The 23,336-nt window shown below is 41.9% G+C and carries 16 protein-coding genes, 3 rRNA genes and 1 other RNA gene; 17 read left to right on the forward strand and 3 right to left on the reverse strand.

What is annotated here, in order from left to right:
• Positions 1 to 138: 138 nt before the first annotated feature.
• Together rpoD and WAA20_RS04295 are read left to right on the forward strand one after the other, a co-directional pair.
• Entirely contained in the window at positions 139 to 1,611 is a 1,473-nt protein-coding gene (gene rpoD, locus WAA20_RS04290; protein ID WP_081373750.1) for an RNA polymerase sigma factor RpoD, read from the forward strand.
• Positions 1,611 to 2,255: a YitT family protein gene (locus WAA20_RS04295; protein ID WP_073386759.1), complete on the forward strand. Its 645-nt coding sequence runs from the start codon at positions 1,611 to 1,613 to the stop codon at positions 2,253 to 2,255. The genes rpoD and WAA20_RS04295 overlap by 1 nt, the downstream gene beginning before the upstream one ends.
• A 120-nt stretch (positions 2,256 to 2,375) precedes the next feature.
• Here WAA20_RS04295 and WAA20_RS04300 read toward each other — a convergent pair whose 3' ends face one another.
• Entirely contained in the window at positions 2,376 to 4,208 is a 1,833-nt protein-coding gene (locus WAA20_RS04300) for a GDSL-type esterase/lipase family protein (protein WP_073386761.1), read from the reverse strand.
• A 347-nt stretch (positions 4,209 to 4,555) separates the two neighbouring features.
• Between WAA20_RS04300 and hypB (WAA20_RS04305) the strand changes: the two genes are divergently transcribed.
• From hypB (WAA20_RS04305) to hisS, 11 genes are all read left to right on the forward strand, one after another.
• Entirely contained in the window at positions 4,556 to 5,227 is a 672-nt protein-coding gene (gene hypB, locus WAA20_RS04305; protein WP_073386762.1) for a hydrogenase nickel incorporation protein HypB, read from the forward strand.
• 64 nt (positions 5,228 to 5,291) lie between these two features.
• Entirely contained in the window at positions 5,292 to 5,951 is a 660-nt protein-coding gene (gene hypB, locus WAA20_RS04310; protein WP_073386764.1) for a hydrogenase nickel incorporation protein HypB, read from the forward strand.
• Between the two features lie 25 nt (positions 5,952 to 5,976).
• The gene (locus tag WAA20_RS04315) at positions 5,977 to 6,324 is read left to right on the forward strand and encodes a hydrogenase maturation nickel metallochaperone HypA (protein WP_330393616.1); all 348 of its coding nucleotides are present in this window, start codon (positions 5,977 to 5,979) and stop codon (positions 6,322 to 6,324) included.
• A gap of 86 nt (positions 6,325 to 6,410) precedes the next feature.
• A complete protein-coding gene (gene dtd / locus WAA20_RS04320; RefSeq protein ID WP_073386767.1) occupies positions 6,411 to 6,863 on the forward strand; it encodes a D-aminoacyl-tRNA deacylase in 453 nt (150 codons plus the stop codon).
• A gap of 148 nt (positions 6,864 to 7,011) precedes the next feature.
• Positions 7,012 to 7,278 (forward strand): acylphosphatase, encoded by a 267-nt coding sequence (locus tag WAA20_RS04325; RefSeq protein ID WP_073386768.1) that lies wholly within the window; start codon positions 7,012 to 7,014, stop codon positions 7,276 to 7,278.
• 113 nt (positions 7,279 to 7,391) lie between these two features.
• Positions 7,392 to 8,207 carry a class I SAM-dependent methyltransferase gene (locus WAA20_RS04330; protein WP_073386770.1) on the forward strand — a complete coding sequence of 272 codons (816 nt, stop codon included), beginning with the start codon at positions 7,392 to 7,394 and terminating at the stop codon, positions 8,205 to 8,207.
• A gap of 40 nt (positions 8,208 to 8,247) precedes the next feature.
• Complete coding sequence (locus tag WAA20_RS04335) at positions 8,248 to 9,030, forward strand: Nif3-like dinuclear metal center hexameric protein (RefSeq protein WP_073386772.1); 783 nt, start codon at positions 8,248 to 8,250, stop codon at positions 9,028 to 9,030.
• A gap of 70 nt (positions 9,031 to 9,100) precedes the next feature.
• Positions 9,101 to 10,759 carry a nucleoside kinase gene (locus WAA20_RS04340; RefSeq protein ID WP_073386773.1) on the forward strand — a complete coding sequence of 553 codons (1,659 nt, stop codon included), beginning with the start codon at positions 9,101 to 9,103 and terminating at the stop codon, positions 10,757 to 10,759.
• Positions 10,760 to 10,877: 118 nt separating this feature from the next.
• Positions 10,878 to 11,226, forward strand: an RNA gene (gene rnpB, locus WAA20_RS04345) — RNase P RNA component class A.
• An 83-nt stretch (positions 11,227 to 11,309) separates the two neighbouring features.
• Positions 11,310 to 12,182: a trypsin-like peptidase domain-containing protein gene (locus WAA20_RS04350; RefSeq protein ID WP_167562691.1), complete on the forward strand. Its 873-nt coding sequence runs from the start codon at positions 11,310 to 11,312 to the stop codon at positions 12,180 to 12,182.
• Between the two features lie 175 nt (positions 12,183 to 12,357).
• Positions 12,358 to 13,623: a histidine--tRNA ligase gene (gene hisS, locus WAA20_RS04355; RefSeq protein ID WP_073386776.1), complete on the forward strand. Its 1,266-nt coding sequence runs from the start codon at positions 12,358 to 12,360 to the stop codon at positions 13,621 to 13,623.
• A gap of 248 nt (positions 13,624 to 13,871) precedes the next feature.
• Here hisS and WAA20_RS04360 read toward each other — a convergent pair whose 3' ends face one another.
• On the reverse strand, positions 13,872 to 14,633 hold the full coding sequence (locus WAA20_RS04360; RefSeq protein ID WP_073386777.1) for a 4'-phosphopantetheinyl transferase superfamily protein: 762 nt from the start codon (positions 14,631 to 14,633) through the stop codon (positions 13,872 to 13,874).
• Positions 14,634 to 14,668: 35 nt separating this feature from the next.
• Between WAA20_RS04360 and WAA20_RS04365 the strand changes: the two genes are divergently transcribed.
• Positions 14,669 to 16,015 carry a hemolysin family protein gene (locus WAA20_RS04365; protein WP_073386778.1) on the forward strand — a complete coding sequence of 449 codons (1,347 nt, stop codon included), beginning with the start codon at positions 14,669 to 14,671 and terminating at the stop codon, positions 16,013 to 16,015.
• Between the two features lie 195 nt (positions 16,016 to 16,210).
• Here WAA20_RS04365 and WAA20_RS04370 read toward each other — a convergent pair whose 3' ends face one another.
• Positions 16,211 to 17,350, reverse strand: a complete 1,140-nt coding sequence (locus WAA20_RS04370) for a DUF4317 domain-containing protein (protein WP_073386779.1) — start codon at positions 17,348 to 17,350, stop codon at positions 16,211 to 16,213.
• A gap of 876 nt (positions 17,351 to 18,226) precedes the next feature.
• Between WAA20_RS04370 and WAA20_RS04375 the strand changes: the two genes are divergently transcribed.
• The 3 genes from WAA20_RS04375 to WAA20_RS04385 all read left to right on the forward strand — a co-directional run bounded on the left by WAA20_RS04375 (position 18,227) and on the right by WAA20_RS04385 (position 23,291).
• Positions 18,227 to 19,771: ribosomal RNA gene (locus WAA20_RS04375) — 16S ribosomal RNA — on the forward strand.
• A 156-nt stretch (positions 19,772 to 19,927) separates the two neighbouring features.
• Positions 19,928 to 20,045: ribosomal RNA gene (gene rrf, locus WAA20_RS04380) — 5S ribosomal RNA — on the forward strand.
• A gap of 330 nt (positions 20,046 to 20,375) precedes the next feature.
• Positions 20,376 to 23,291, forward strand: a 23S ribosomal RNA gene (locus tag WAA20_RS04385).
• Together the 16S, 23S and 5S rRNA genes form the textbook arrangement of a ribosomal RNA operon.
• The last annotated feature ends 45 nt before the right edge of the window (positions 23,292 to 23,336 follow it).

Below are 23,336 nucleotides of genomic sequence, written 5' to 3' on the forward strand. Positions count from 1 at the left end.
AAGACTGAAAAGTCTAAGACAGAAAAAGTTAAGACCAAAAAGGATGAAGCAGCTGCAACCAAGGCTGCTGATAAGCCTGTAAAAAAATCGGCCGTAAAGGACGAAACTAAAACACAAAAGAAGGAAGTAAAAGGCAAAGTGAGTCAGACTAAGGCAACAAAAGAAGAAAAAGAAGTCAAAGAAACAAAAGCTACTACAAAGGCTAAAACTTCTGCAAAAAAAGCTGCAGACAAAGTTGAAGATAAAGAAGTAAAGGCAGTAAAAGCTCCTAAGACTTCCAAGACAGAAAAGGCACCAAAGCCTGAAAAACCTGCAAAAGCAGCAAAAACAAAGGCAGATACAGCAGAAAAAGAGAGTCAGTCACAAGGAGAACTTGATGAGGATGCTCAGGAGAAGTTCAAATTAAAACTCAAAGAGCTTCTTTCTCTTGCTAAGAAGAAAAAGAACGTTCTTGAGTATGACGAGATCAGTGATCAGCTTTCAGAACTCAATCTTAATGAAGATCAGCTCGATAGCGTACTTGAAGTACTTGAAAAGTCAGGCATTGACGTTCTTCGTATGTCTGAGGATGTTGATGATATCCCAGTTGATGATGAAGACATCGACCTTGACGACGAAGAAGAAGTTGATATGGAGAATATCGACCTCTCAGTTCCGGATGGCGTAAGTATTGAAGATCCTGTTCGTATGTACCTTAAGGAGATCGGTAAGGTTCCGCTTCTTAATGCTGATCAGGAGATCGTTCTTGCTCAGGACATGGAAAACGGTATGCTTGCTGAGCGCGTTCTTAAAGCACAGGACCGTGATGCTTTAGACCTTAAGGATGATGAGAAAGAGCTTATCGAAGGCAAGTCTGATGCAGAACTTCAGGAGCTTATCGACCTTGGTAATGATGCTAAGAACAAGCTTGCAGAAGCTAACCTTCGTCTTGTCGTATCAATCGCAAAGAGATATGTTGGCCGTGGAATGCTTTTCCTTGATCTTATTCAGGAAGGTAACCTTGGTCTTATCAAGGCTGTAGAGAAGTTCGATTTCCGTAAGGGATTCAAGTTCTCAACATATGCAACATGGTGGATCCGTCAGGCTATTACAAGAGCCATTGCTGATCAGGCAAGAACTATCCGTATTCCTGTACATATGGTTGAGACTATCAACAAGCTTATCCGTATCTCAAGACAGCTCCTTCAGGAACTTGGTCGTGAGCCACTTCCGGAAGAGATCGCTAAAGAGATGAACATGCCTGTAGAAAGAGTACGTGAGATCCTCAAGATCTCTCAGGAGCCTGTATCACTCGAAACACCTATCGGTGAAGAGGAAGATTCACATCTTGGAGATTTCATTCAGGATGATAACGTTCCTGTACCTGCTGATGCAGCAGCATTCACACTTCTCAAAGAGCAGCTTGTAGAAGTACTTGGAACTCTTACAGAGCGTGAACAGAAGGTTCTTCGTTTAAGATTCGGTCTTGATGATGGAAGAGCAAGAACTCTTGAAGAAGTTGGTAAAGAGTTCAACGTTACTCGTGAGCGTATCCGTCAGATCGAGGCAAAAGCACTGCGTAAACTTCGTCATCCCAGCAGAAGCCGCAAGTTAAAGGATTACCTCGACTGATGAAAGAAAAGATATATGTGTACACACACCAGCCTGCATTTTTCAAAAAACTTGTTTTAATGCTTGTTGGTGTACTGTGTATGGGTTTCTTCCTTTCATTCCTCATAGAGGTTGACCTTGGAACAGATCCATGTACATTTATGAACGTTGCGATATCCAAGAAATTTGGGATACTTTTTGGAACCTGGCAGCTTATATTAAATGCAGCTTTATTCATAGTAGTAATTATATTTGATATCAAAAAAATAGGCCCCGGAACACTTGCAAATATGGTGCTCATAGGCTATATTTCAGACTTTTGCAGATGGATGTGGGGTAAAATCCTGCCTAGAGAGTTTTTTACAACATTTCCGGCAAGAGGAATTATATTTGCGGTTGCAATCGTATGTTTTGTAATAGGAGCATCATTTTACATGAATACAGATATGGGAGTATCTCCCTATGATGCTTTTCCTGTTATAATTCATGACAGATTATTAAAAAACATATCTTTTAAGTATGTAAGAATGGGTTATGATTTTCTGGTAATCATCATCGGCTGTTTTTTCGGCGGCAAGCCGAACATAGGTATCGTAGTAATGGCCCTTTTACTTGGCCCTGTTATTACCTTTGTTGGCAAGAAACTTGCACCATATCTTAAATAAGATAATAGAAGGCCTTCGAATGAATTATTTCATTTCGAAGGCCTCTTTTCTTTATTTCACTTTCTTAATTTCTACTTTCCTTTTTCTGCTTTCTATTTATTCTACCTATTCAGATGCTTTTTAACCTACAGGATGCATCTCCGTATCAGACGGAAGCTTTGATCCAACATTATTCATTATCTCCATGACCCTGTATAGACCTGCATATATCTCGCCTCTCGTAATAGCACATCCGCCATCCGTGATCTTTTCTGTATCGAAATCAGAAGGTTCAATATAAACAGCTTCTGATGAAATTATGCCATCAGCTATAGCTTTGCGAAGGCACTCTGATAATCCAAGATCAGGCCGCTTTAATACTTCTTTTTCCATACCACGTTCACAAAGACTTGCAAATTCAGCATAAGTAAGAGGGTCATCCGGTCTGAACAGATCATCAGGAGTAGTCATCTCATCGATAAGATTTTCCTGAATGCAGGTTTCTACGTAAGATGAATCCCATTCATATCTGCCAATATCTATATACCTTCCGTGATAAGGACGTCTTCCTTCAATCCTCAGTGCTTTAAAAAGAACCATAAGTACCTGTGCCCTTGCCATTGTCTGATCAGGATGCAGGAACATGATGCATGGATCAAGAAGTCCACCCTTGAAAGCCTTAGTTATCATCTCATACTGAGGAGTACCCTCAATATCAACATAAGGAATATTGATATCAAAAATGCTTGCTTCTTCAGGCTCTTTTGGAAGTTCCTTGATATCCATATCAGGAGTAAACGGAACAGGATCATCAGGATTTATAAAGTTACATAAAGGTTCGATCTTCTTGCTCCTGATCTCATCAGCAACCATAGTTGCTATCAAAGATGCTCCATAATCATTGGTGTGAGTCATATCTGTAAAATAGTCATATGCCTTGTCACCAAGTTCTGTCCATTTATTAAAAGTAAGAGTATGAAGATCGATGAAAGGAACATTGAGTTCCTCTGCAGCCTGCATAGCTGCAAGAGCATGTGTCTTCAAAAGAGAACATTTTTTGCCTGTCTCTTCGTCTGTAAATGGTATACGGCTTATAGGTGAGCAGATCACAGGATAAGCCCCGAATTCTCTGATCTTTTTGACATACCATCTTAAATTGTTGATATATCCGCCAAATGCTGTAAGATTACGGCGCTTCTGATCGTTATGACCGAACTGAAGCATGAAGATATCGCCTTTTCGGATGTACTTGGCAAGTATATCCCAGTGACCGTCATCTCTAAAACAATTGGTAGTAAGTCCCGAGTGAGCATAATTGCAGACTGAGATACTATCAAAGAACTGGGCAAAGATCTGTGCCCAACCGCCGCCACTTCCATAAGGATAATAAGGGCAAGGGGCATTTTGATCAGTAAGAGTAGAATCGCCTGCTACATAAAGAACAGGAGCAGAATCCTGCTCAATATCAATATGAGAAATACCTGCATTATGACCACAGATACTTATATAAATTGCCTTCTCCATGCATGGAACGGAAGTAAGAGCCGGGATATAAGGAGTTACATTAACATAGAAAGTCCTTGAATATGTGCCACCTTCATGAATGTGTATTCCGGAAGCAATAAGATTCCTTCTTCCGGCAAAAATGCGCATATCCCTGATATCACCTACATCAGCTGTAACTGTAAAGTTTATCTTGTAGGTACCAAATGAAGGAACTGCCGCCTTGAAGATGATAACTTCTCTTCTGTGATTGGTAAAAAGGCCATCATCAGTAGCAGTGACAATATCGTCCCAGGGAGTTTTAAAAGATTTTCTCAGGTTCCAACCGCCCGCATATAATGAGCGTTCAGAAGCCGTATTGCCAATTGGAGTCCTCAGATCTACAAACCCATAACCTTTGGACTTATCATAAAAAGATGTATCAGAAATTTTATTTTCTCCGGAACCAAAGCTGTAAGATGCAATTAACACAGGATTAACCTCCTTAGCCATAGATATGGTTTAAAAGATCAAATTAAAAGAATAACAAGGATCATATAGTATTTTTTTCGGACATAATAAAGTATTTATGAATACACAATTAATTCATTTCTATTATAAAAGAATAGACGGATTTATCCAATTTTTCAGATGTCAAAATGATGCATTATTGACCAAAAAAGAAGATAAATATACGAAATACATGATAAAAAGAACATCTGCACAATACAAAATTGTCGATTTTGAGAAAAAATGCTAATTGAATCATGGAAACTATACTGATAAAATAGGTTTACTATGCCTTTAATATTAGCATATGAGTGAGAAAGGAAATAAAAATGAGTGACAGATCATTTGAAATCTTAGAAACCAAAGAACGTGTAATAGCAGATAACGATGCAGAGGCAGCCAAAGTAAGAGAGCTTCTTAAAAAGCATAATATATTTCTTGTAAACCTGATGGCATCTCCCGGAGCCGGCAAGACAACAACCCTTGTTCGTACAATAAATGCACTTAAAGATAAGTACCGCATAGGTGTAATGGAAGCTGATGTTGACAGCGATGTAGATGCAAGAACTGTAGCAGAAGCTGGCGCTAAAGTCATCCAGCTTCACACAGGCGGAAGCTGTCACATGGATGCAGACATGACAAGAAGAGGACTTGAAGGCCTCGGACTTGACGACGTTGACGTTGTATTTCTTGAAAACGTCGGTAATCTTGTATGCCCTGCAGAATTTGACGTTGGTGCTAACAAGCGCGTAATGATATTAAGCGTACCTGAAGGCGATGATAAGCCACTTAAATACCCGCTTATGTTCACAGTAAGTGACTGTATGCTCATTGGTAAAATAGATGTAGCCCCGGTTTTTGATTTTGATTATGAAGCCTGCAAAGAGCGTGTGCTTAAGCTTAATCCAGATATGAAGATAATCAAAGTTTCATCACTTAAAGGCGACGGCTTTGAAGAATGGATAGAGTGGCTCACTGAGCAGATCGAGATGAGCAGATAATATAGAACTACTCAGATTATATTTATAAGTCACAACTTTAATACTCAGAAAAGGAGAGTATCAAATGAAAACAATAGAACTTAACGCTTCAGTTACAGCGTCTAACGATAAAGATGCAGATGAAATCCGTATGGAGATGAAAAAGAAGGGAACACTTCTTGTAAACCTCATGTCATCCCCCGGATCAGGCAAGACAACTCTTTTGTCCAGAATAATCAAAGACATGAAAGACGATAAAAAAATCGGTGTCATGGAAGCAGATATTGCCTCTGATGTTGACGCAATAAGAGTAGAAGAAGCAGGCGCAAGAAGCATTCAGGCCCACACCGACGGAATGTGCCACATGGACGCAGGCATGACAAGACGCGCCATGGAAGCCATGGGAACAGAAGAGCTTGACCTTATATTCCTTGAAAATGTCGGTAACCTCATCTGCCCTGCAGAATTCGATACAGGTGCCGGCGCCAATATCATGATATTAAGCGTACCTGAAGGCGATGATAAGCCTTTAAAGTACCCTCTTATGTTTGAAAAAAGTGATGCACTCGTAATCACCAAAATGGATACCAAAGACTATTTTGACTTTGATCTTGAAAAGTGCAAGGAACGAGTTAAGCGCCTTAACGAGAATATCAAGATATTCCCTGTTTCAGCCAAGACAGGAGAAGGAATGAATGAACTTGAAGACTGGCTTAGAAGCCAGGTTTCACAATGGAAGGTATAAAGGATTATAAAGGATTATGCACGAAATGGGAATTGTTACTCATCTTGCTAAAACACTGGATGAGACAGCAAAAGAAAATGGACTTTCAAAGATTGGATCTGTAACCCTTCAGGTTGGAGAAGTATCAGGAATAATGACAGATCTTTTTGAGGATTGCTGGGATTATTTCAAAGTACGCTATCCAGTTATCAAGGATTCAAAGCTTAAACTTGAGACGATGCCAGCAGTTACCTGGTGTGACTCTTGCAAAAAAGAATATGAGACTGTCAGATACGGAAGACATTGCCCTTATTGTAATAGCGATCAGACCTGGCTTTTACGCGGAAATGAATGTATTATAAAAGAAATTGAAGCCGAGGGCGGTGCAGACTGATATTTCATGCAGTTTATAAAATCGTATCAATCTGATATACTCTCTGAGCTTAATTGTAATAACTTACTTAGAATTGGAGAATGTAAATGCGTTTTGTAATACAGGTAGTATCAGAATCACAGGTTACTGTTGACGGAGAAGTTAAAGGTAAGATTGGCAAAGGCTTTATGGTCCTTATCGGAATAGGCCATGATGATACCAAAGAAATTGCTGATGTTATGGTCAAGAAGATGCTTGGACTTCGCATATTTGCTGATGAAAATGGAAAGACCAACCTTTCCCTTGATAAAGTAGACGGACAGCTCCTTCTCATCTCTCAGTTCACATTGTATGCAGACTGCAGACACGGCAACCGACCGGGATTTACTGATGCCGCAGGCCCTGAACTTGCTAATGATCTTTACGAATATATAATCGCAAAATGTAAAGAGCAGGTTCCTGTTGTAGAAAAAGGCGTATTTGGTGCCGACATGAAGGTAAGCCTTACCAACGACGGCCCATTTACAATAGTGCTTGATTCCAAGGATTTGATTAAATAAACTAGTACACTATATCAGACCATTAGTCACTCCTTTCAGTCGTGACATGAGGTTGGGAGTTAATCTATGATTAACTCTGAGAAGTGGTGAGACAAGCTCAACCACTTCAACCATTAGTCACTCCTTTCAGTCGTGACATGAGGTTAATATGATCAGACAAGCAATGACTTTTTACGGTGACGTTCAGGGCGTAGGATTTCGCTACACCGCATATCATATAGCTAACAGCCTTGGCCTTACAGGCTACGTTCACAATGAATGGGACGGCTCAGTTACAGCGCAGGTTCAGGGTGAAAGAGAAGAGATAGATCTTTTCCTTGCGCAGATTGGCCGCGGAAGATATATAAACATCGAACGTATCGAGCAAAAAAACATTCCGCTGGATGAAGATGAACGCACCTTCAGAATAGAATGACATTAAATCAGCTGATAATCTGTTAATTTCAGCATAGTAATGATATTAAAACCGCTGATAATCAGATGATTTTGCACCAACTAGAACTTTATTACTCAGAAATGGTAACTAATATGGACAAAAACGAACTAGACAATAATAAACTTCCGGCGCTTTCCAAAAGACTGCAAACTGTAGCAGATATGGTAGAACCGGGAAGTAAAGTAGCTGATGTAGGGACAGATCATGGATTTGTCCCTATTTATCTTGCAAAAGCCGGCCTTGCATCACATGCAATAGCCATGGATGTTAGAAAAGGCCCACTTGAAAGAGCAACCCAGCACGTCAAAGAATACAAGCTCGAAGACGTAATAGAAACAAGACTTTCTGACGGCCTTGAAAAGCTCTTAGAAGGCGAAGCAGATACTATGATCTGCGCAGGAATGGGTGGACCTCTTATGCAGAAGATCTTAGAAAATAAAGATCCCAGGTCCGTAAAGCTCAAAACACTTATACTTGAGCCTCAGTCTGAACTAATGCAGTTCCGTATCTTTTTAAGAGAAAAAGGCTATGAGATAGTACAGGAAGAATTCCTTCTTGAAGACGGAAAATATTATCCGGTCATCAAGACATGTGTGAATGATGAGATATTTTCAGAAAATCTTCCCAGGGTATATCTTAATGCCATAGATAAACTTAAACAGATTCTCGATTCCAAGAAAGAAAACTACACAGACTTTCAGCTCCTTCGTATATGCGACCGCTTTGGCCCATGCATATTAACGTCTCCAAACGCGGATTTTAAGAGCTTTCTTGTGCATGAAAAAGCAGTCTGTGATACAATTTTAGGTAAGATATCAGATGTTAAAGATTCGCATATAAAGCGAGCAGAACAGATATCTTTAGAACGATCCGATATAAATATCGCACTTCATCTTTTTGATTTATAAGACCGGCAGTAATTAAAATGGTCGATTAGGGGGGAGAAAAATGCAGTGTCGCGACATTATTGAACACCTTGAACAGCTATCACCTGTATCATTTGCGGAGGAATGGGATAACGTTGGACTCTTGGCAGGACGATCAGAAAAAGAAGTCCAAAGAATCTTTATAGCTCTTGATGCTACAGATGACATAGTCGATGAAGCAGTAAGAGTTGATGCAGATATGCTTCTTACGCATCACCCTCTTATCTTCAAGGGAATTAAAAATGTCAGTGACAGCGATTTTATAGGTAGAAGAATCCTGCGACTCCTTCGCTATGATATCAGTTATTATGCGATGCATACCAACTTTGACGTAATGGGAATGGCGGATGCGGCAGCAGATGAAATGAAACTTGAGCACAGGGAAGTTCTTGACGTAACCTATGAAGACGATCTTTCAAGAGAAGGCATCGGAAGAATAGGAGACCTCCCTCAGAAGATCAGCCTTATAGAATGTGCCCGCTATGTCAAAGAGTGCTTCCATATTGGCAACGTACGAATGTACGGCGATTCCAACAGGAAGATACGAAGAGTTGCCATTTGCCCCGGCTCAGGATCCGATGTGATCCAAAATGCTATAAACAAAAAAGTTGACGTACTGATCACAGGTGACATTGGCCACCATGACGGAATTGATGCTGTGGCATGCGGCCTTCCAATAATAGATGCAAGTCATTATGGACTTGAAAAGATATTTATTCCCTATATGAGAGACTTTTTACACAGGGAACTTCCCGAACTGGAAGTAATGTGCGCAGAGTATAAGCCGCCATATCAGGATATATGATGTTTTACGGATCAAGAATATAAAACAGCATAAGTAGAGCTGTCTAATATCCAGTAAGGAGGTATAAATTATGCCTACACTAGTTGTTCAGGGTGAGAGAAAAGAGTATGCGAAAGGAATAACTTTTGAAGAAATAGCAAAAGAATATCAGGTTCGCTTTACTAATCGCATAGGACTGGTTATTTTTAACGGAAAGATCCGTGAGCTCTTCAAAAAAGTTGAGTCTGACGGCGTTCTTTCTTTTGTAACAATGGATGACAGCATAGGTCACAAGACCTATGGAAGAACAGCTACAATGATGCTCATTAAAGCTGCTCATGACGTGAATCCAAACGTTCGTACTAAAGTTGAATTTACAATCGGATACGGATATTACTGCACATTCAAGAATCAGGATCAGGAGATCGAGAATGTCAGTGAAGATTTTGTAAAAAAAGTTCAGGCACGCATGGAAGAGATGCGCGATGAGGCACTTCCTATAACCAAGAAGACCTATCCCATCGATGATGCCATAGAGATATTCAGCAAACAAGGAATGACCGATAAAGTTAACCTTTTCAAATACCGCAGAGCCAGCGAGATCAACGTATATCGCATGGACGGATTCTGCGATTATTTCTACGGTTACATGCTTCCAAACACTTCTTATGTAGAATATTTCAAGGTTCAGAAGTATCATGCAGGTGTCCTGCTTGTACTTCCTCCTGCATCAAGCCCTAACGAGATCAGAACCTTTGATCCTAGAGAAAAAGTCTTCGAACAGATGATCCTTTCAAGTAACTGGGGTCACATGATGGGAATAGAGAATGTTGGAGACCTCAATAATGTAATATGCTCAGGTAAGTTAAGCGACCTTATCCTCGTTCAGGAAGCTCTCCAGGAGCACCGCATTGGTAAGATCGCAGAGAATATCTATGCTTCTCCTCGTGTTAAGTTCGTCATGATCGCTGGACCAAGCTCATCCGGCAAGACCAGCTTTTCACACAGACTTGCTATACAGCTTCGCACACATGGACTCGTGCCACATCAGATATCGCTCGATAACTACTTCAAAAACCGCGAGGAAACTCCCCGCGATGAAGATGGTAACTACGACTTTGAATGTTTAGGTGCCATGGATATCGAGCAGTTCAATACTGACATGACCAAGCTCCTTAACGGAGAAGAAGTTGATCTTCCTGTATTTAACTTTATTACAGGCAAACGTGAGTATCCGGGATCACCGCTTAAACTTGGCGAAGATGACATCCTCGTCATCGAAGGAATACACGGCCTTAATGAAAAAATGAGCTATGCTCTTCCTAAAGAAAGTAAATATAAGATATACGTAAGCTCACTTACAACTCTTAACGTAGACGCGCACAATCGTATATCCACAACTGATGCAAGACTCATAAGACGTATGGTCCGCGATGCAAGAACAAGAGGCGCATCCGGCAAACGTACCATATCAATGTGGCCTTCTGTAAGAAGAGGAGAGGAAAGAAATATCTTCCCATTCCAGGAAAGTGCAGATGAAATGTTCAACTCAGCTCAGATTTATGAGCTTGCAGTTCTTAAGAACCAGGCAGAACCACTTCTTTTCTCTATAACCAAAGATGATCCTGAGTATTATGAAGCAAAGAGACTTCTTAAATTCCTGGATTACTTTATAGGAATCGACTCAACAGAACTTCCGCATAATTCAATCGTCAGGGAGTTTGTTGGTGGTAGCATCTTTAACGTATAATAACGTTTGGCAGATAGTGTATTCACAACATATCTTAATAGATTTTTGTCAAAATGACATTAAGCCTTACATTATAATATCTTGACAAATTTGCAACCTAAGGCGTAAATTAAATATCTGAGCAGGCCAGATGATCGCGGCTGCAATACCCGAAAGGGTGCAGGTGAGGAAAGTCCGGGCTTCACAGGGCAGGATACCGGATAACGTCCGGCGGAGGTGACTCCCGGGATAGTGCAACAGAGATATACCGCCAACTTTTGTTGGTAAGGGTGGAAAGGCAGTGTAAGAGACTACCGTGCGGGTGGTAACATCCGTAGCCATGTAAACCCTATCCGAAGCAAGACCGAATAGAAAGCTATGGGCCGGCCCGGTCCGCTTTCAGGTGGGTCGCTTGAAACGTTTGGTAACAGGCGTTCTAGATAGATGATCATCCTAGACATAACCCGGCTTACAGGCCTGCTCTTCTAAAAAAAATATGAGCAAAAATATTATTTCACACAAAGCCACAAAGATATCCCTGACAGTAATTCTGCTAGGGATATTTGTGTTTGTGGCGATAGTCGCATTACAATTTAATACGGTCAAAGAATTCCTTGGCATCGCGGATCACGGCACAAGTATGACCATTCTTGAAGAACCGGACTGCGGAATTGCCTATGAAAATGCTAAACAGACGATGGTTCAGATTCATATCTATACTGATATTGCAGGTGTTTTGGATGACAGTGGCATATCTGATGATAAGAATGGGACAACTACACAGGAGTCAGTGAATGATCAGGAATCTGACGGCATGTCAGATAATCAGGTAGTTAATCCTGCGATAACCAATCCAGAGATATACGGTAGCTTTGGAAGCGGAAGCATCTGGGAATACAACGAAGACAGTATCCTTGTTGTCACCAACTACCACGTAATATCCCCGGTTGTTACCAAGAATGCCCTTGGCTATGCAGTATTCTACAACGGTGTCATATCAGAATTTACAGTAGCAGCTTTCGACGATGACGCAGACTGCGCCTTTTTACTTATAGATTCATCCTGTATGACCAGTGATCAGCTTAAAGATCTTCGCTGCGTAGTTCCATATGACTATGAGAATACGACACTTACAGTAGAAGAACCCATGTTCGTAGTTCACTCACAGGAAATATCACGCGAAGATATGGTATCTTATATCACCCTTAACATGATCGCGGATACCTCGTATGTCGGCTATATAATGGACCCGTCGGTCTACGTATCAGCTCTTTTACAGGATATGCTATATTGCAAATGTAGCGCAGATGCCGGAATGAGCGGAGGCCCAACCTTTGATGCATACGGACATTATATCGGAATGCTGACAGGTGCCACAGATTCTGGAGAAACAGTAAGCGTTCTTTTATCAGATATTGAGACGGTTTATGAGCAGATCAAGTAAATTCAGGTGCTTTTACTTGCCTGCTTTACTAGACTAAAGGAATATGTTATAATTTGCGACTGATACATCAAATAGATATATAAAATCATATAACTCGCAAAGCTTAAACGACTTACGAGTTTATCACTATATCAGTCATTTAGTATTAAAACAAAAGAAAGAAGAGGAATTATTCATGGCTCTTATCAAAAAGCCCGTAACTGGAATGAGAGACGTACTCCCTGCAGAAATGCAGCTTCGTGACTACGTAATAGGTGTTATAAAGGAAACATATGCTAAGTATGGTTTTACAGGAATCGAGACACCATGCGTAGAATCACTTGCAAATCTTAATTCCAAGCAGGGCGGAGACAACGAAAAGCTTATATTCAAGATCATGAAGAGAGGCGAGAAGCTTCGCCTCGCAGAAGCAAAAGAGGAGAACGACCTTACAGATTCAGGTCTTCGTTATGATCTTACAGTACCGCTTGTTCGTTTTTATGCTAATCATGCCAATGAACTTCCATCTCCTTTTAAGGCACTGCAGATGGGATATGTATGGAGAGCAGATCGTCCTCAGAAGGGAAGATACCGCCAGTTCATGCAGTGTGATATAGATATTCTTGGTGAGCCTTCTAATCTCGCAGAGATAGAGCTTATCCTTGCTACAACATCAACTCTTGGAAAGCTTGGATTCAAAGGATTCCAGATCCGTATCAACGATAGAAGAATCCTTAAGGATATGGCTGCATACGCAGGCTTTTCTGAAGAGTCTTATGATTCTGTATTTATTACAGTTGATAAGATGGATAAGATTGGCCTTGAAGGCGTAGAAGCTGAGCTTATAGAGAATGGATATACTAAAGAGTCAGTAGAAAAGTATCTTGGACTTTTCAAAGGACTTGAAGTTAATAAAGGCATTGAAGGCCTTAAATTCCTTGCAGAAACTCTCGGAGATTTCCTTGAAGAGGATGCAAGACTTAATCTTGAAGAAATCATTTCAAGCGTAGATGCCAACAAGGCAGCAGAGTTTGAGATGGTATTTGATCCTACACTTGTTCGCGGAATGAGCTACTATACCGGAACTATATTTGAGATTGCTATGCCACAGTATGGCGGAAGCTGCGGTGGCGGCGGACGTTATGACAAGATGGTAGGCAAGTTCCTTGGTCAGGATACACCTGCCTGCGGATTCTCAATCGGATTTGAGAGAATCATCATGATCATGATGGATGAAGGATTCAAGATCCCTGGCGCATCTGATAAGACAGCATACCTTATCGAAAAAGGTATCAAGGGCGAGATGCTTTCAGACATCCTTGGACAGGCTCAGGAAGCTCGTAAGAACGGCGAGCAGATCCTTGTTGTTCGCATGAACAAGAACAAGAAATTCCAGAAGCAGGCACTCGAAGAGCAGGGCTATACTAACTTCAAGGAATTCTACAAGAATCCATTAAACTAAGGATAATAAACTTAAGATATAAAACAAAAGATTTAGAACTAAGAAAATAAATCTAAAATAGTAATCTGAAAAAGTAACAGGACTTTGATATATAGAATCTACTGATGATTCCATATATCGAAGTCCTGTTTTATAGCATTTATAAATCATACAAAATCCAAATAAATACTGTGTCTTCATATGAAGGTTCTAAAATATTGAATCTTATCTTGCATGAATAGTAATTATATTTTGATTTTGTCCCCATATTATTGTGTGCATACATAGCATACATATCCATCGGGGCACGGCTGCTTTTTTAGAGTTGCCAGAACGTTGCCTTCAAGATCAGTTATCAGTTCCCTCTCTATATCAGCATTAAAATTCGATATACCGTAAGACAATCCCTTCCCATTACACTTTATAAAAGCCTCTTTAACAGACCATATCTGGTAAAAAATATCCTCTTTTTCAAGATCACTTTCGGCACGTGCTATCAGATCATTCTCAAACTCAGTATAAAAGCGCTTCGCTATCTTTAAGATATCTTTCCTGTCTTTTGCCTGAATATCAATACCAATGCGATCGCATTCTGAAGAATCAGTTACAACCACAGCAGCATACAAACCTGAATGTGATATAGAAAAGCGAATATCAGGAGCATCAATAAGATACGGCTTTCCAGATTCTTCAGATGTGATATTTAGTGGAAATATAGGATTAGTTAAATCAGAAAAGTCGTTTTCTTTGACACCTTCTAAAAGGAATATCGCATCGTTTGATTCTAGGATAGAGCTTTCTTTAATGTCGTCTTTATGAATATTATTTATGATATAAGTAAGAATCAAAGTGCCTGCCATACTGCGAAGCCTGTCATCTTCGTTCTTAAAACGCATAAGGTGCTCTTTTCGTTCATCGCTTATACGTTCAAGGAACGAAGCATAACGCACTTCAAACCCTGCACCCGCCATCTCTTGCGTGCTATCTTTAAAATTGTTAATATTTGAATAGTAAGTTTTCATATTACTCATTTTAGCAGATAATCTTGTTTAGGAGGCATTTTTACATGCAATTAACCAAGGGGTCTATTATAGAACTGGTAGTACTTTTGATATTACTGGTATTGTCCTCGTTTTTTTCAGGAGCGGAATCCGCTTTTTCCACAGTTAACAGAATAGCGATCAAGTCACTTACTGATGAAGATAATACAAGAGCCAAAAGAGCCGGAGTAGTGCTCTACATCCTTGATAATTATCAGAAATTCCTCTCAACCATACTGCTTGGTAATAATATCGTCAACCTCTCAGCTTCAGCACTCATGACAGTTGTTATAACCAATCTTTTTGGCAGTGCAATGGTTGGTGTTGGAACAGGAATCCTTACAGTACTCATCCTTATATTTGGCGAAATAACGCCAAAATCTGCAGCAACAGCTCAGTCACAGAAGACCTGTCTTAGATACGCATATATAATAAGATTTTTGATGGTAATATTCACACCGCTGGTAGTGATCGTAGATGCGCTGGCAGGTGTTGTACTTGGCGCACTCCACATCGACAGGGATGCCCGCAAAGCCATAACTGAGAAGGAACTCAGAACCTATGTTGACGCAAGCCACGAAGACGGCGTTATAGAATCCGAAGAAAAAGAGATGATAATCAACGTGTTCGATTTTGGCGATACAGTGGCTAAAGACGTCATGATCCCCAGAATCGATATGTCCTGCGTATCAGCTGATGCTGACTACGACGAAGTCAAATCAGTATTTCACAAGGATATGTATACACGAATTCCCGTTTATGAAGATAATCAGGATAATATCATAGGACTTATCAATATCAAGGATATTTTCTTTGTAAAAGATAAAGACAATTTCCACGTTAAAAACTATCTTAGAAAAGCCTATTACACCTATGAATTCAAGAAAACAGCAGACCTCATGGAAGAGATGCGTGCCAAGGCCTACAACGTAGCATTCGTCCTTTCTGAATACGGTACAACAGTTGGTATGATCACACTTGAAGACCTTCTCGAAGAGATCGTAGGTGAAATTCGAGATGAATATGACCAGGATGAGGCTCTCCAGATAAGAGACCTTGGTGATGGCAAATATCTTATCGAAGGCGCCATGAAACTTGATGATATCAACAACGCCCTTCATACCGACTTTGAAAGTGAAGATTACGACTCTATCGGCGGTCTTATGATAGGCCAATTAGACAGACTCCCCTATAACCGTGAAGTAGTTAAGCTTGAAAACGGAATCACCCTTGCTGTAAGAGGAATCCAGCAGCACAGGATCATGAAGGTACTCATGACACTCCCTCCGGAACTACGCCATGAAGAAAAAGATGAGTCAAAAGATTCAGAGGTTGAAGATTCCGTAGATATGTCTCTTAAAGAGTCTGAATAATAGTAATAAGATACACTTTATCAAAGTAAGATTGATAAATAATAATGTTCAATTTACTATTTTATAAAAATGAAATCATATACACTCTGAAATAGCATAAATATGAAAAGCTGCAGCCTTAAATTACTGCAGCTTTTTTTGTGTTGAGCCCTTTGGCGGACGTTTTGAGGGTTCTTTTCTCTCAAAACATGACGATCAATCATTAAAAATAGTTCTTACATTGATACCATTAACCTCAACATGATCATCAACCTTAATTACGATACACTGTCTACCATCAATGATCCTTGTCTCAACAAGATCAGTTCTGTCAGGATTAACCTTGATCTCAACATCAGGAGTCTGTATCTGGAATTTCTTGTTATTAACAATATTGCTTGCAAGAAGAGGATAGTCCTCGCTTTCACCAATACAGTTCTCATAGTTTTTATTAAAGTTCTCCATGTTGCGTTCAGGAACACCTGCATCCTGGAGAAGGCTTCTAAGATCTTCTTTTCCAATAGTCAGAGGAGTCTGGTCCTCTGCATGATCCTCAACCATCTGTTCAAGATTCTCGTGGAGAGTCCTAAGAGTATCATAGCTTCCTTCTTCTCCGATAGTATCAGTAATGATAGCATTAAAGGTATCCTTCTGATCAGGCGCTGACATAGGAGGTCTTCCTCCAAATAATGCAGTAATGAATTCAGGCTGCAGATCTTCAGGCTTCTTGGTAAAATAGAGCATGTTGTGAATATCAGTATTTCTATCAATAAAAGCAGGGAAGAGCATACCCTTTGTAGGTGCATCTACAACCCAGTCTCTGAATCTGTCTTCAATACGATTATCTGTCTCATTATATCCAAGACCAGCCTTAGACAGCTTAACAGGGCAGATACTGCACAGAATATAATCATAAACATCAGTAGATGCATCATCATTTTCTATATGATCACTTGTAACTCCGGGAATATCATAAACGGCATGAACCAGAATGATGTAGTAGTTCTCAGCGTTTACATAATTAGCAATTACCCTGTCATAGAATTCATCAACAAGAGAATCATCTTCAAGATGTGTATCACGAAGAGCAAGAAGGAAATTCTGAGTACCACCTTCTTCTTCCTGATCCATAGGGAACTCAAGCGGAATAAGGTTCTTACCTATAGTACCTGTAAGAGTGTGCTTGAAGATATCAAGATACTTGTACATCTCTTCTTCAGGAATAGAACCAAAAGCACGCTTATCTATCATAAGTTTATTCTTCTCATGATCAACATAGCATCCGCAGATTCTATCAATAGTACATTTGTCGGGTGAAAATTGTTTCTTTATTTCTACTATTTCAGCTTTATTCATATTAAGAATCCTCCCTAGTGATATTTGAAAAAAGAAATTGCAGATGAACAGATTGCTTTGAATCGAATAACAGGATTGAGTATTGAGAGCAATATGTTCAAGACAATGCACTATACATTCTATCATAATAAGTGAGATAAGAAGAAGTGATTCTTGATATGCATTAAGAAATAGAGTCTTCGCTTAAAATACAAAAGATAACATCATGAAAGGTGTTTTTAGATGAGAAAGAGATTTATGAGATAAAGATATTGTTAAATATAGATATTGTTAAATATAGATATTGTTAAATAAAGATACTGTTAAATAAAGATACTGTTAAATAAAGATACTGTTAAATAAAGAAATTGCTATAAAAGACACTACAACATAGAGATACCATTAAATAAAAATTTTAGAATGAATGGTAATCGATATAACAAATATCAGGATTATTCTGTATTACAAAATAACGATTTATTTAAAAAGTGTTTGACACGGTGCTTATATAGTCATATAATCAATTTCGCTGTCGCAAATAAAGCAGCTTTCACTGAGGGTCGGGAGACCGCTTATAAAGCTGAATTGATAGCAAAAAAGTTTTTTAAAAAAGTTCTTGACAATAAGTTAGCAGCGAGTTAAGATATAACACGTTGCGGCGGACAAGCCAAGACACAGTGCTTCTGAAAGAAGTACATAGCACTTTGACAACTTAACAGTAATGCAACCCTGAAAATTCCAGTTCTTCTTAATAAGAAGGACAGAATGTTCAGAAGAACAAAAAACCAAAAGTAAATTTTTGATGGTTTAGCCACCATCAAGCTGTCGAGAGATCGACAGAGGAGCAGAATTATTCTGATTAAGTCAGTGTAAGTCTGAACCGGAAAGAACAAACATTAAAGTGAGAGTTCGATCCTGGCTCAGGATGAACGCTGGCGGCGTGCCTAACACATGCAAGTCGAACGGAGTTATTCGCTGATGAAGCTTCGGCAGAATCTTGAATAACTTAGTGGCGGACGGGTGAGTAACGCGTGGGTAACCTGCCTCATACAGGGGGATAGCAGTTGGAAACGACTGATAACACCGCATAAGCGCACAGTGTCGCATGACACAGTGTGAAAATATTTATAGGTATGAGATGGACCCGCGTCTGATTAGCTAGTTGGTGAGGTAACGGCCCACCAAGGCGACGATCAGTAGCCGGCCTGAGAGGGCGGACGGCCACATTGGGACTGAGACACGGCCCAAACTCCTACGGGAGGCAGCAGTGGGGGATATTGCACAATGGGCGAAAGCCTGATGCAGCGACGCCGCGTGAGTGAAGAAGTATTTCGGTATGTAAAGCTCTATCAGCAGGGAAGAAAGACCTCGTAAGAGGGGATGACGGTACCTGAGTAAGAAGCCCCGGCTAACTACGTGCCAGCAGCCGCGGTAATACGTAGGGGGCAAGCGTTATCCGGATTTACTGGGTGTAAAGGGAGCGTAGACGGTGTATCAAGTCTGAAGTGAAACCCCACGGCTCAACCGTGGGCTTGCTTTGGAAACTGGTAGACTAGAGTACTGGAGAGGTAAGCGGAATTCCTGGTGTAGTAGTGAAATGCGTAGATATCAGGAAGAACATCAGTGGCGAAGGCGGCTTACTGGACAGCAACTGACGTTGAGGCTCGAAGGCGTGGGGAGCAAACAGGATTAGATACCCTGGTAGTCCACGCAGTAAACGATGAATACTAGGTGTTGGGAGACATAGTCTTTCAGTGCCGGCGCTAACGCAATAAGTATTCCACCTGGGGAGTACGTTCGCAAGAATGAAACTCAAAGGAATTGACGGGGACCCGCACAAGCGGTGGAGCATGTGGTTTAATTCGAAGCAACGCGAAGAACCTTACCAAATCTTGAGATCCAGATGAATGATGGGTAATGCCATCAGTCCTTCGGGACATCTGAGACAGGTGGTGCATGGTTGTCGTCAGCTCGTGTCGTGAGATGTTGGGTCAAGTCCCGCAACGAGCGCAACCCTTGTCCATAGTAGCCAGCAGTAAGATGGGCACTCTATGGAGACTGCCAGGGATAACCTGGAGGAAGGTGGGGATGACGTCAAATCATCATGCCCCTTATGATTTGGGCCACACACGTGCTACAATGTCGTAACAAAGGGAAGCAACCCTGCGAAGGTGAGCAAATCCCAAAAATAACGACCCAGTTCGGACTGTAGGCTGCAACCCGCCTGCACGAAGCTGGAATCGCTAGTAATCGCAGATCAGAATGCTGCGGTGAATACGTTCCCGGGTCTTGTACACACCGCCCGTCACACCATGGGAGTCGGAAATGCCCAAAGTCAGTGGCCTAACCGTAAGGAGGGAGCTGCCTAAGGCAGGTCGGATAACTGGGGTGAAGTCGTAACAAGGTAGCCGTAGGAGAACCTGCGGCTGGATCACCTCCTTTCTAAGGAAAATAAAGAAGGAAGAAGTAGGGAGTTGCATTACTGTTTAGTTGTTAAAAAGCTAAAAAACGAGCAAAAAGCTTTGAAAAAATCGAGCTTGACAGGATAAGTACTGAAGAGTAAGATAGCAAAGCACTGAACCTTAACAACAAAACATTTCTGGTGGCGATGCGCTTCGGGGAAACACCCGTTCCCATCTCGAACACGACGGTTAAGACCTTAGCGGCCGAAAGTACTATACTGGTAACGGTATGGGAGGATAGGTGGCTGCCAGATTTAAAAAAAGTTTTAAATGGCGATGAGAGATCAGAACAAGGTTCCGATTTCTGATGACTGTTTAAAACAGTCGTAGGGTTTTAAATCTTGTATTTAAAACGCATTGTTCCTTGAAAACCGAATACTGAAATATAGATTATATCCAATCATTTCAAATGATGAAGATATGTTCTATGTCCAAACCAAAATCAAGACATCAAAAAGGTGAATTTATTCATCAATTAAAAACCATTTCTAAAGAAATGGGCACTGACTATAACATATCGCTGTGTTATAGATCAGAAGAGAATCCAGAATGATCGAAAGATCAGGACTGATTCCTACGTAACTGGTTAAGTTATGTAGGGCGCAGGGCGGATGCCTTGGCACTAAGAGCCGATGAAAGACGTGATAAGCTGCGAAAAGCTGCGGGGAGAGGCAAATACTTCATGATCCGCAGATATCTGAATGGGGCAACCTAACTAGGAAGTACCTAGTTGACCTTAACTGAATCCATAGGTTAAGGCCGGGAACCCGGTGAACTGAAACATCTAAGTAGCCGGAGGAAGAGAAAACAAAAGTGATTCCGTAAGTAGCGGCGAGCGAACGCGGAAGAGCCCAAACCAGAGAGCTTGCTTTCTGGGGTTCGGACTGTATAATCGATTCAAGTCTGCTAACAGAAAGGTCCTGGAAAGACCTGCCAGAGAACGTGAAAGCCGTGTATGTGAAAGTGGATGAGACGAGACAGTATCCAGAGTAGGACGAGACACGTGAAACCTTGTCTGAATGAGCGGGGACCACCCCGTAAGGCTAAATACTACTTAGTGACCGATAGCGCATAGTACCGTGAGGGAAAGGTGAAAAGGACCCCGGGAGGGGAGTGAAAGAGAACCTGAAACCCTGTGCCTGCAAGCTGCGAAAGCTCTATATACGAGTGATCGCGTACTTTTTGTAGAACGGTCCGGCGAGTTATGTGTACCGGCAAGGTTAAGTATCTAAGATACGTAAGCCGAAGGGAAACCAAGTGTGAATAGTGCGAGTAGTCAGTATACATAGACCCGAAACCGGGTGATCTATCCATGGACAGGATGAAGCGGCCGTAAAAGGCTGTGGAGGTCCGAACGCACATCCGTTGAAAAGGGTGGCGATGAGCTGTGGATAGGGGAGAAATTCCAATCGAACTCGGAGATAGCTGGTTCTCCCCGAAATAGCTTTAGGGCTAGCCTTGTAGCGTGCCTGTTGGAGGTAGAGCACTGAATATCCGCGGGGGCTTCACCGCTTACCAAAGATTATCAAACTGCGAATGCCAGTCAGGTTTAGCACAGGAGTCAGACTGCACGAGATAAGTTGGGCAGTCAAAAGGGAAACAGCCCAGATCTACGGCTAAGGTCCCAAAGTACGTGTTAAGTGGAAAAGGATGTGGGATTTCATAGACAGCTAGGATGTTGGCTCAGAAGCAGCCATCCATTCAAAGAGTGCGTAATAGCTCACTAGCCGAGAGGTCCTGCGCCGAAAATTACCGGGGCTAAAACACGACACCGAAGCCTAGGGATTGCTTGTATCTACGGGTATAAGTGATCGGTAGGGGAGCATTCATAAGAGCGTTGAAACTGTACCGATAAGGAGCAGCGGAGCGTTATGAAGAGAGAATGCCGGAATGAGTAGCGAGATGAGGGTGAGAATCCCTCAGGCCGAATATCCAAGGATTCCAGGGTAAAGCTGATCTGCCCTGGGGAAGTCGGGGCCTAAGACGAGGCCGAAAGGCGTAGCCGATGGACAGCAGGTTGATATTCCTGCACCAGATATCATCAGAACTGTGGGGACACAGGTAACAGGGACAGCCCGGGAGAGCAGCCCGGGGCAAGCATGGCGCGAGGCCAGGGAGAAACCCCTTGGTAGGATCGTGCTGTGTGATGCGGAGCGAAATAAAGTAGTGAAGTGTCCGGAGGACCTGTCGAGAAAAGCCGCTATAGTGTGATATCTGCCCGTACCGTAAACCGACACAGGTGGATGAGGAGAGAATCCTAAGGCCGACGGAAGAAGCATTGCTAAGGAACTCGGCAAAATGTACCCGTAACTTCGGGATAAGGGTAGCCTTCATGTATGAGTACATGAAGGCCGCAGAGAAGAGGCTCAAGCAACTGTTTAGCAAAAACACAGGTCTATGCGAAACCGAAAGGTGAAGTATATGGGCTGACGCCTGCCCGGTGCTGGAAGGTTAAGAGGAGAGGTTAGAGCAATCGAAGCTTTGAATTTAAGCCCCAGTAAACGGCGGCCGTAACTATAACGGTCCTAAGGTAGCGAAATTCCTTGTCGGGTAAGTTCCGACCCGCACGAAAGGCGTAATGATTTGAGTACTGTCTCGGCAATGCATCCGGTGAAATTGAAGTGCCAGTGAAGATGCTGGCTACCCGCGCCAGGACGGAAAGACCCCATGGAGCTTTACTCCAGCTTGATACTGGGATCCGGTATTGTATGTACAGGATAGGTGGGAGGCTAAGAAGTGATGACGTCAGTTGTCATGGAGCCGCTGTTGGGATACCACCCTTACCGTACTGGATTTCTAACCATGGACCGTGAAACCGGTCCGGGGACAATGTCTGGCGGGGAGTTTGACTGGGGCGGTCGCCTCCGAAAGAGTATCGGAGGCGCTCAAAGGTTCCTTCAGGATGGACGGAAACCATCCGAAGAGTGCAAAGGCATAAGGGAGCCTGACTGTGACACCGACGGGTGGAACAGGTACGAAAGTAGGACTTAGTGATCCGGTGGCAGAACGTGGGATTGCCATCGCTCAACGGATAAAAGCTACCCTGGGGATAACAGGCTTATCACTCCCAAGAGTTCACATCGACGGAGTGGTTTGGCACCTCGATGTCGGCTCATCACATCCTGGGGCTGTAGCAGGTCCCAAGGGTTGGGCTGTTCGCCCATTAAAGTGGTACGCGAGCTGGGTTCAGAACGTCGTGAGACAGTTCGGTCCCTATCCGGCGCGGGCGTAGGATATCTGAGAGGAGCTGTCCTTAGTACGAGAGGACCGGGATGGACGGACCGCTGGTGTATCTGCTGCGAAGGCAATCGCATAAGGCAGGGTAGCCAAGTCTGGCAGGGATAAACGCTGAAGGCATCTAAGCGTGAAGCCCCCCTCAAGATGAGATATCCCCACGCAAGTGGTAAGACCCCTTGGAGAGTACGAGGTTGATAGGCACAAGGTGTAAGAGTGGTAACATTCTCAGCTGATGTGTACTAATAGGTCGAGGACTTAACCAATAAGTCAAGAAGTTTGGAGATTCAGTGTTCGGTTTTGAAGAAATA

Source organism: Butyrivibrio fibrisolvens, assembly GCF_037113525.1.
Classification (GTDB): domain Bacteria; phylum Bacillota; class Clostridia; order Lachnospirales; family Lachnospiraceae; genus Butyrivibrio; species Butyrivibrio fibrisolvens.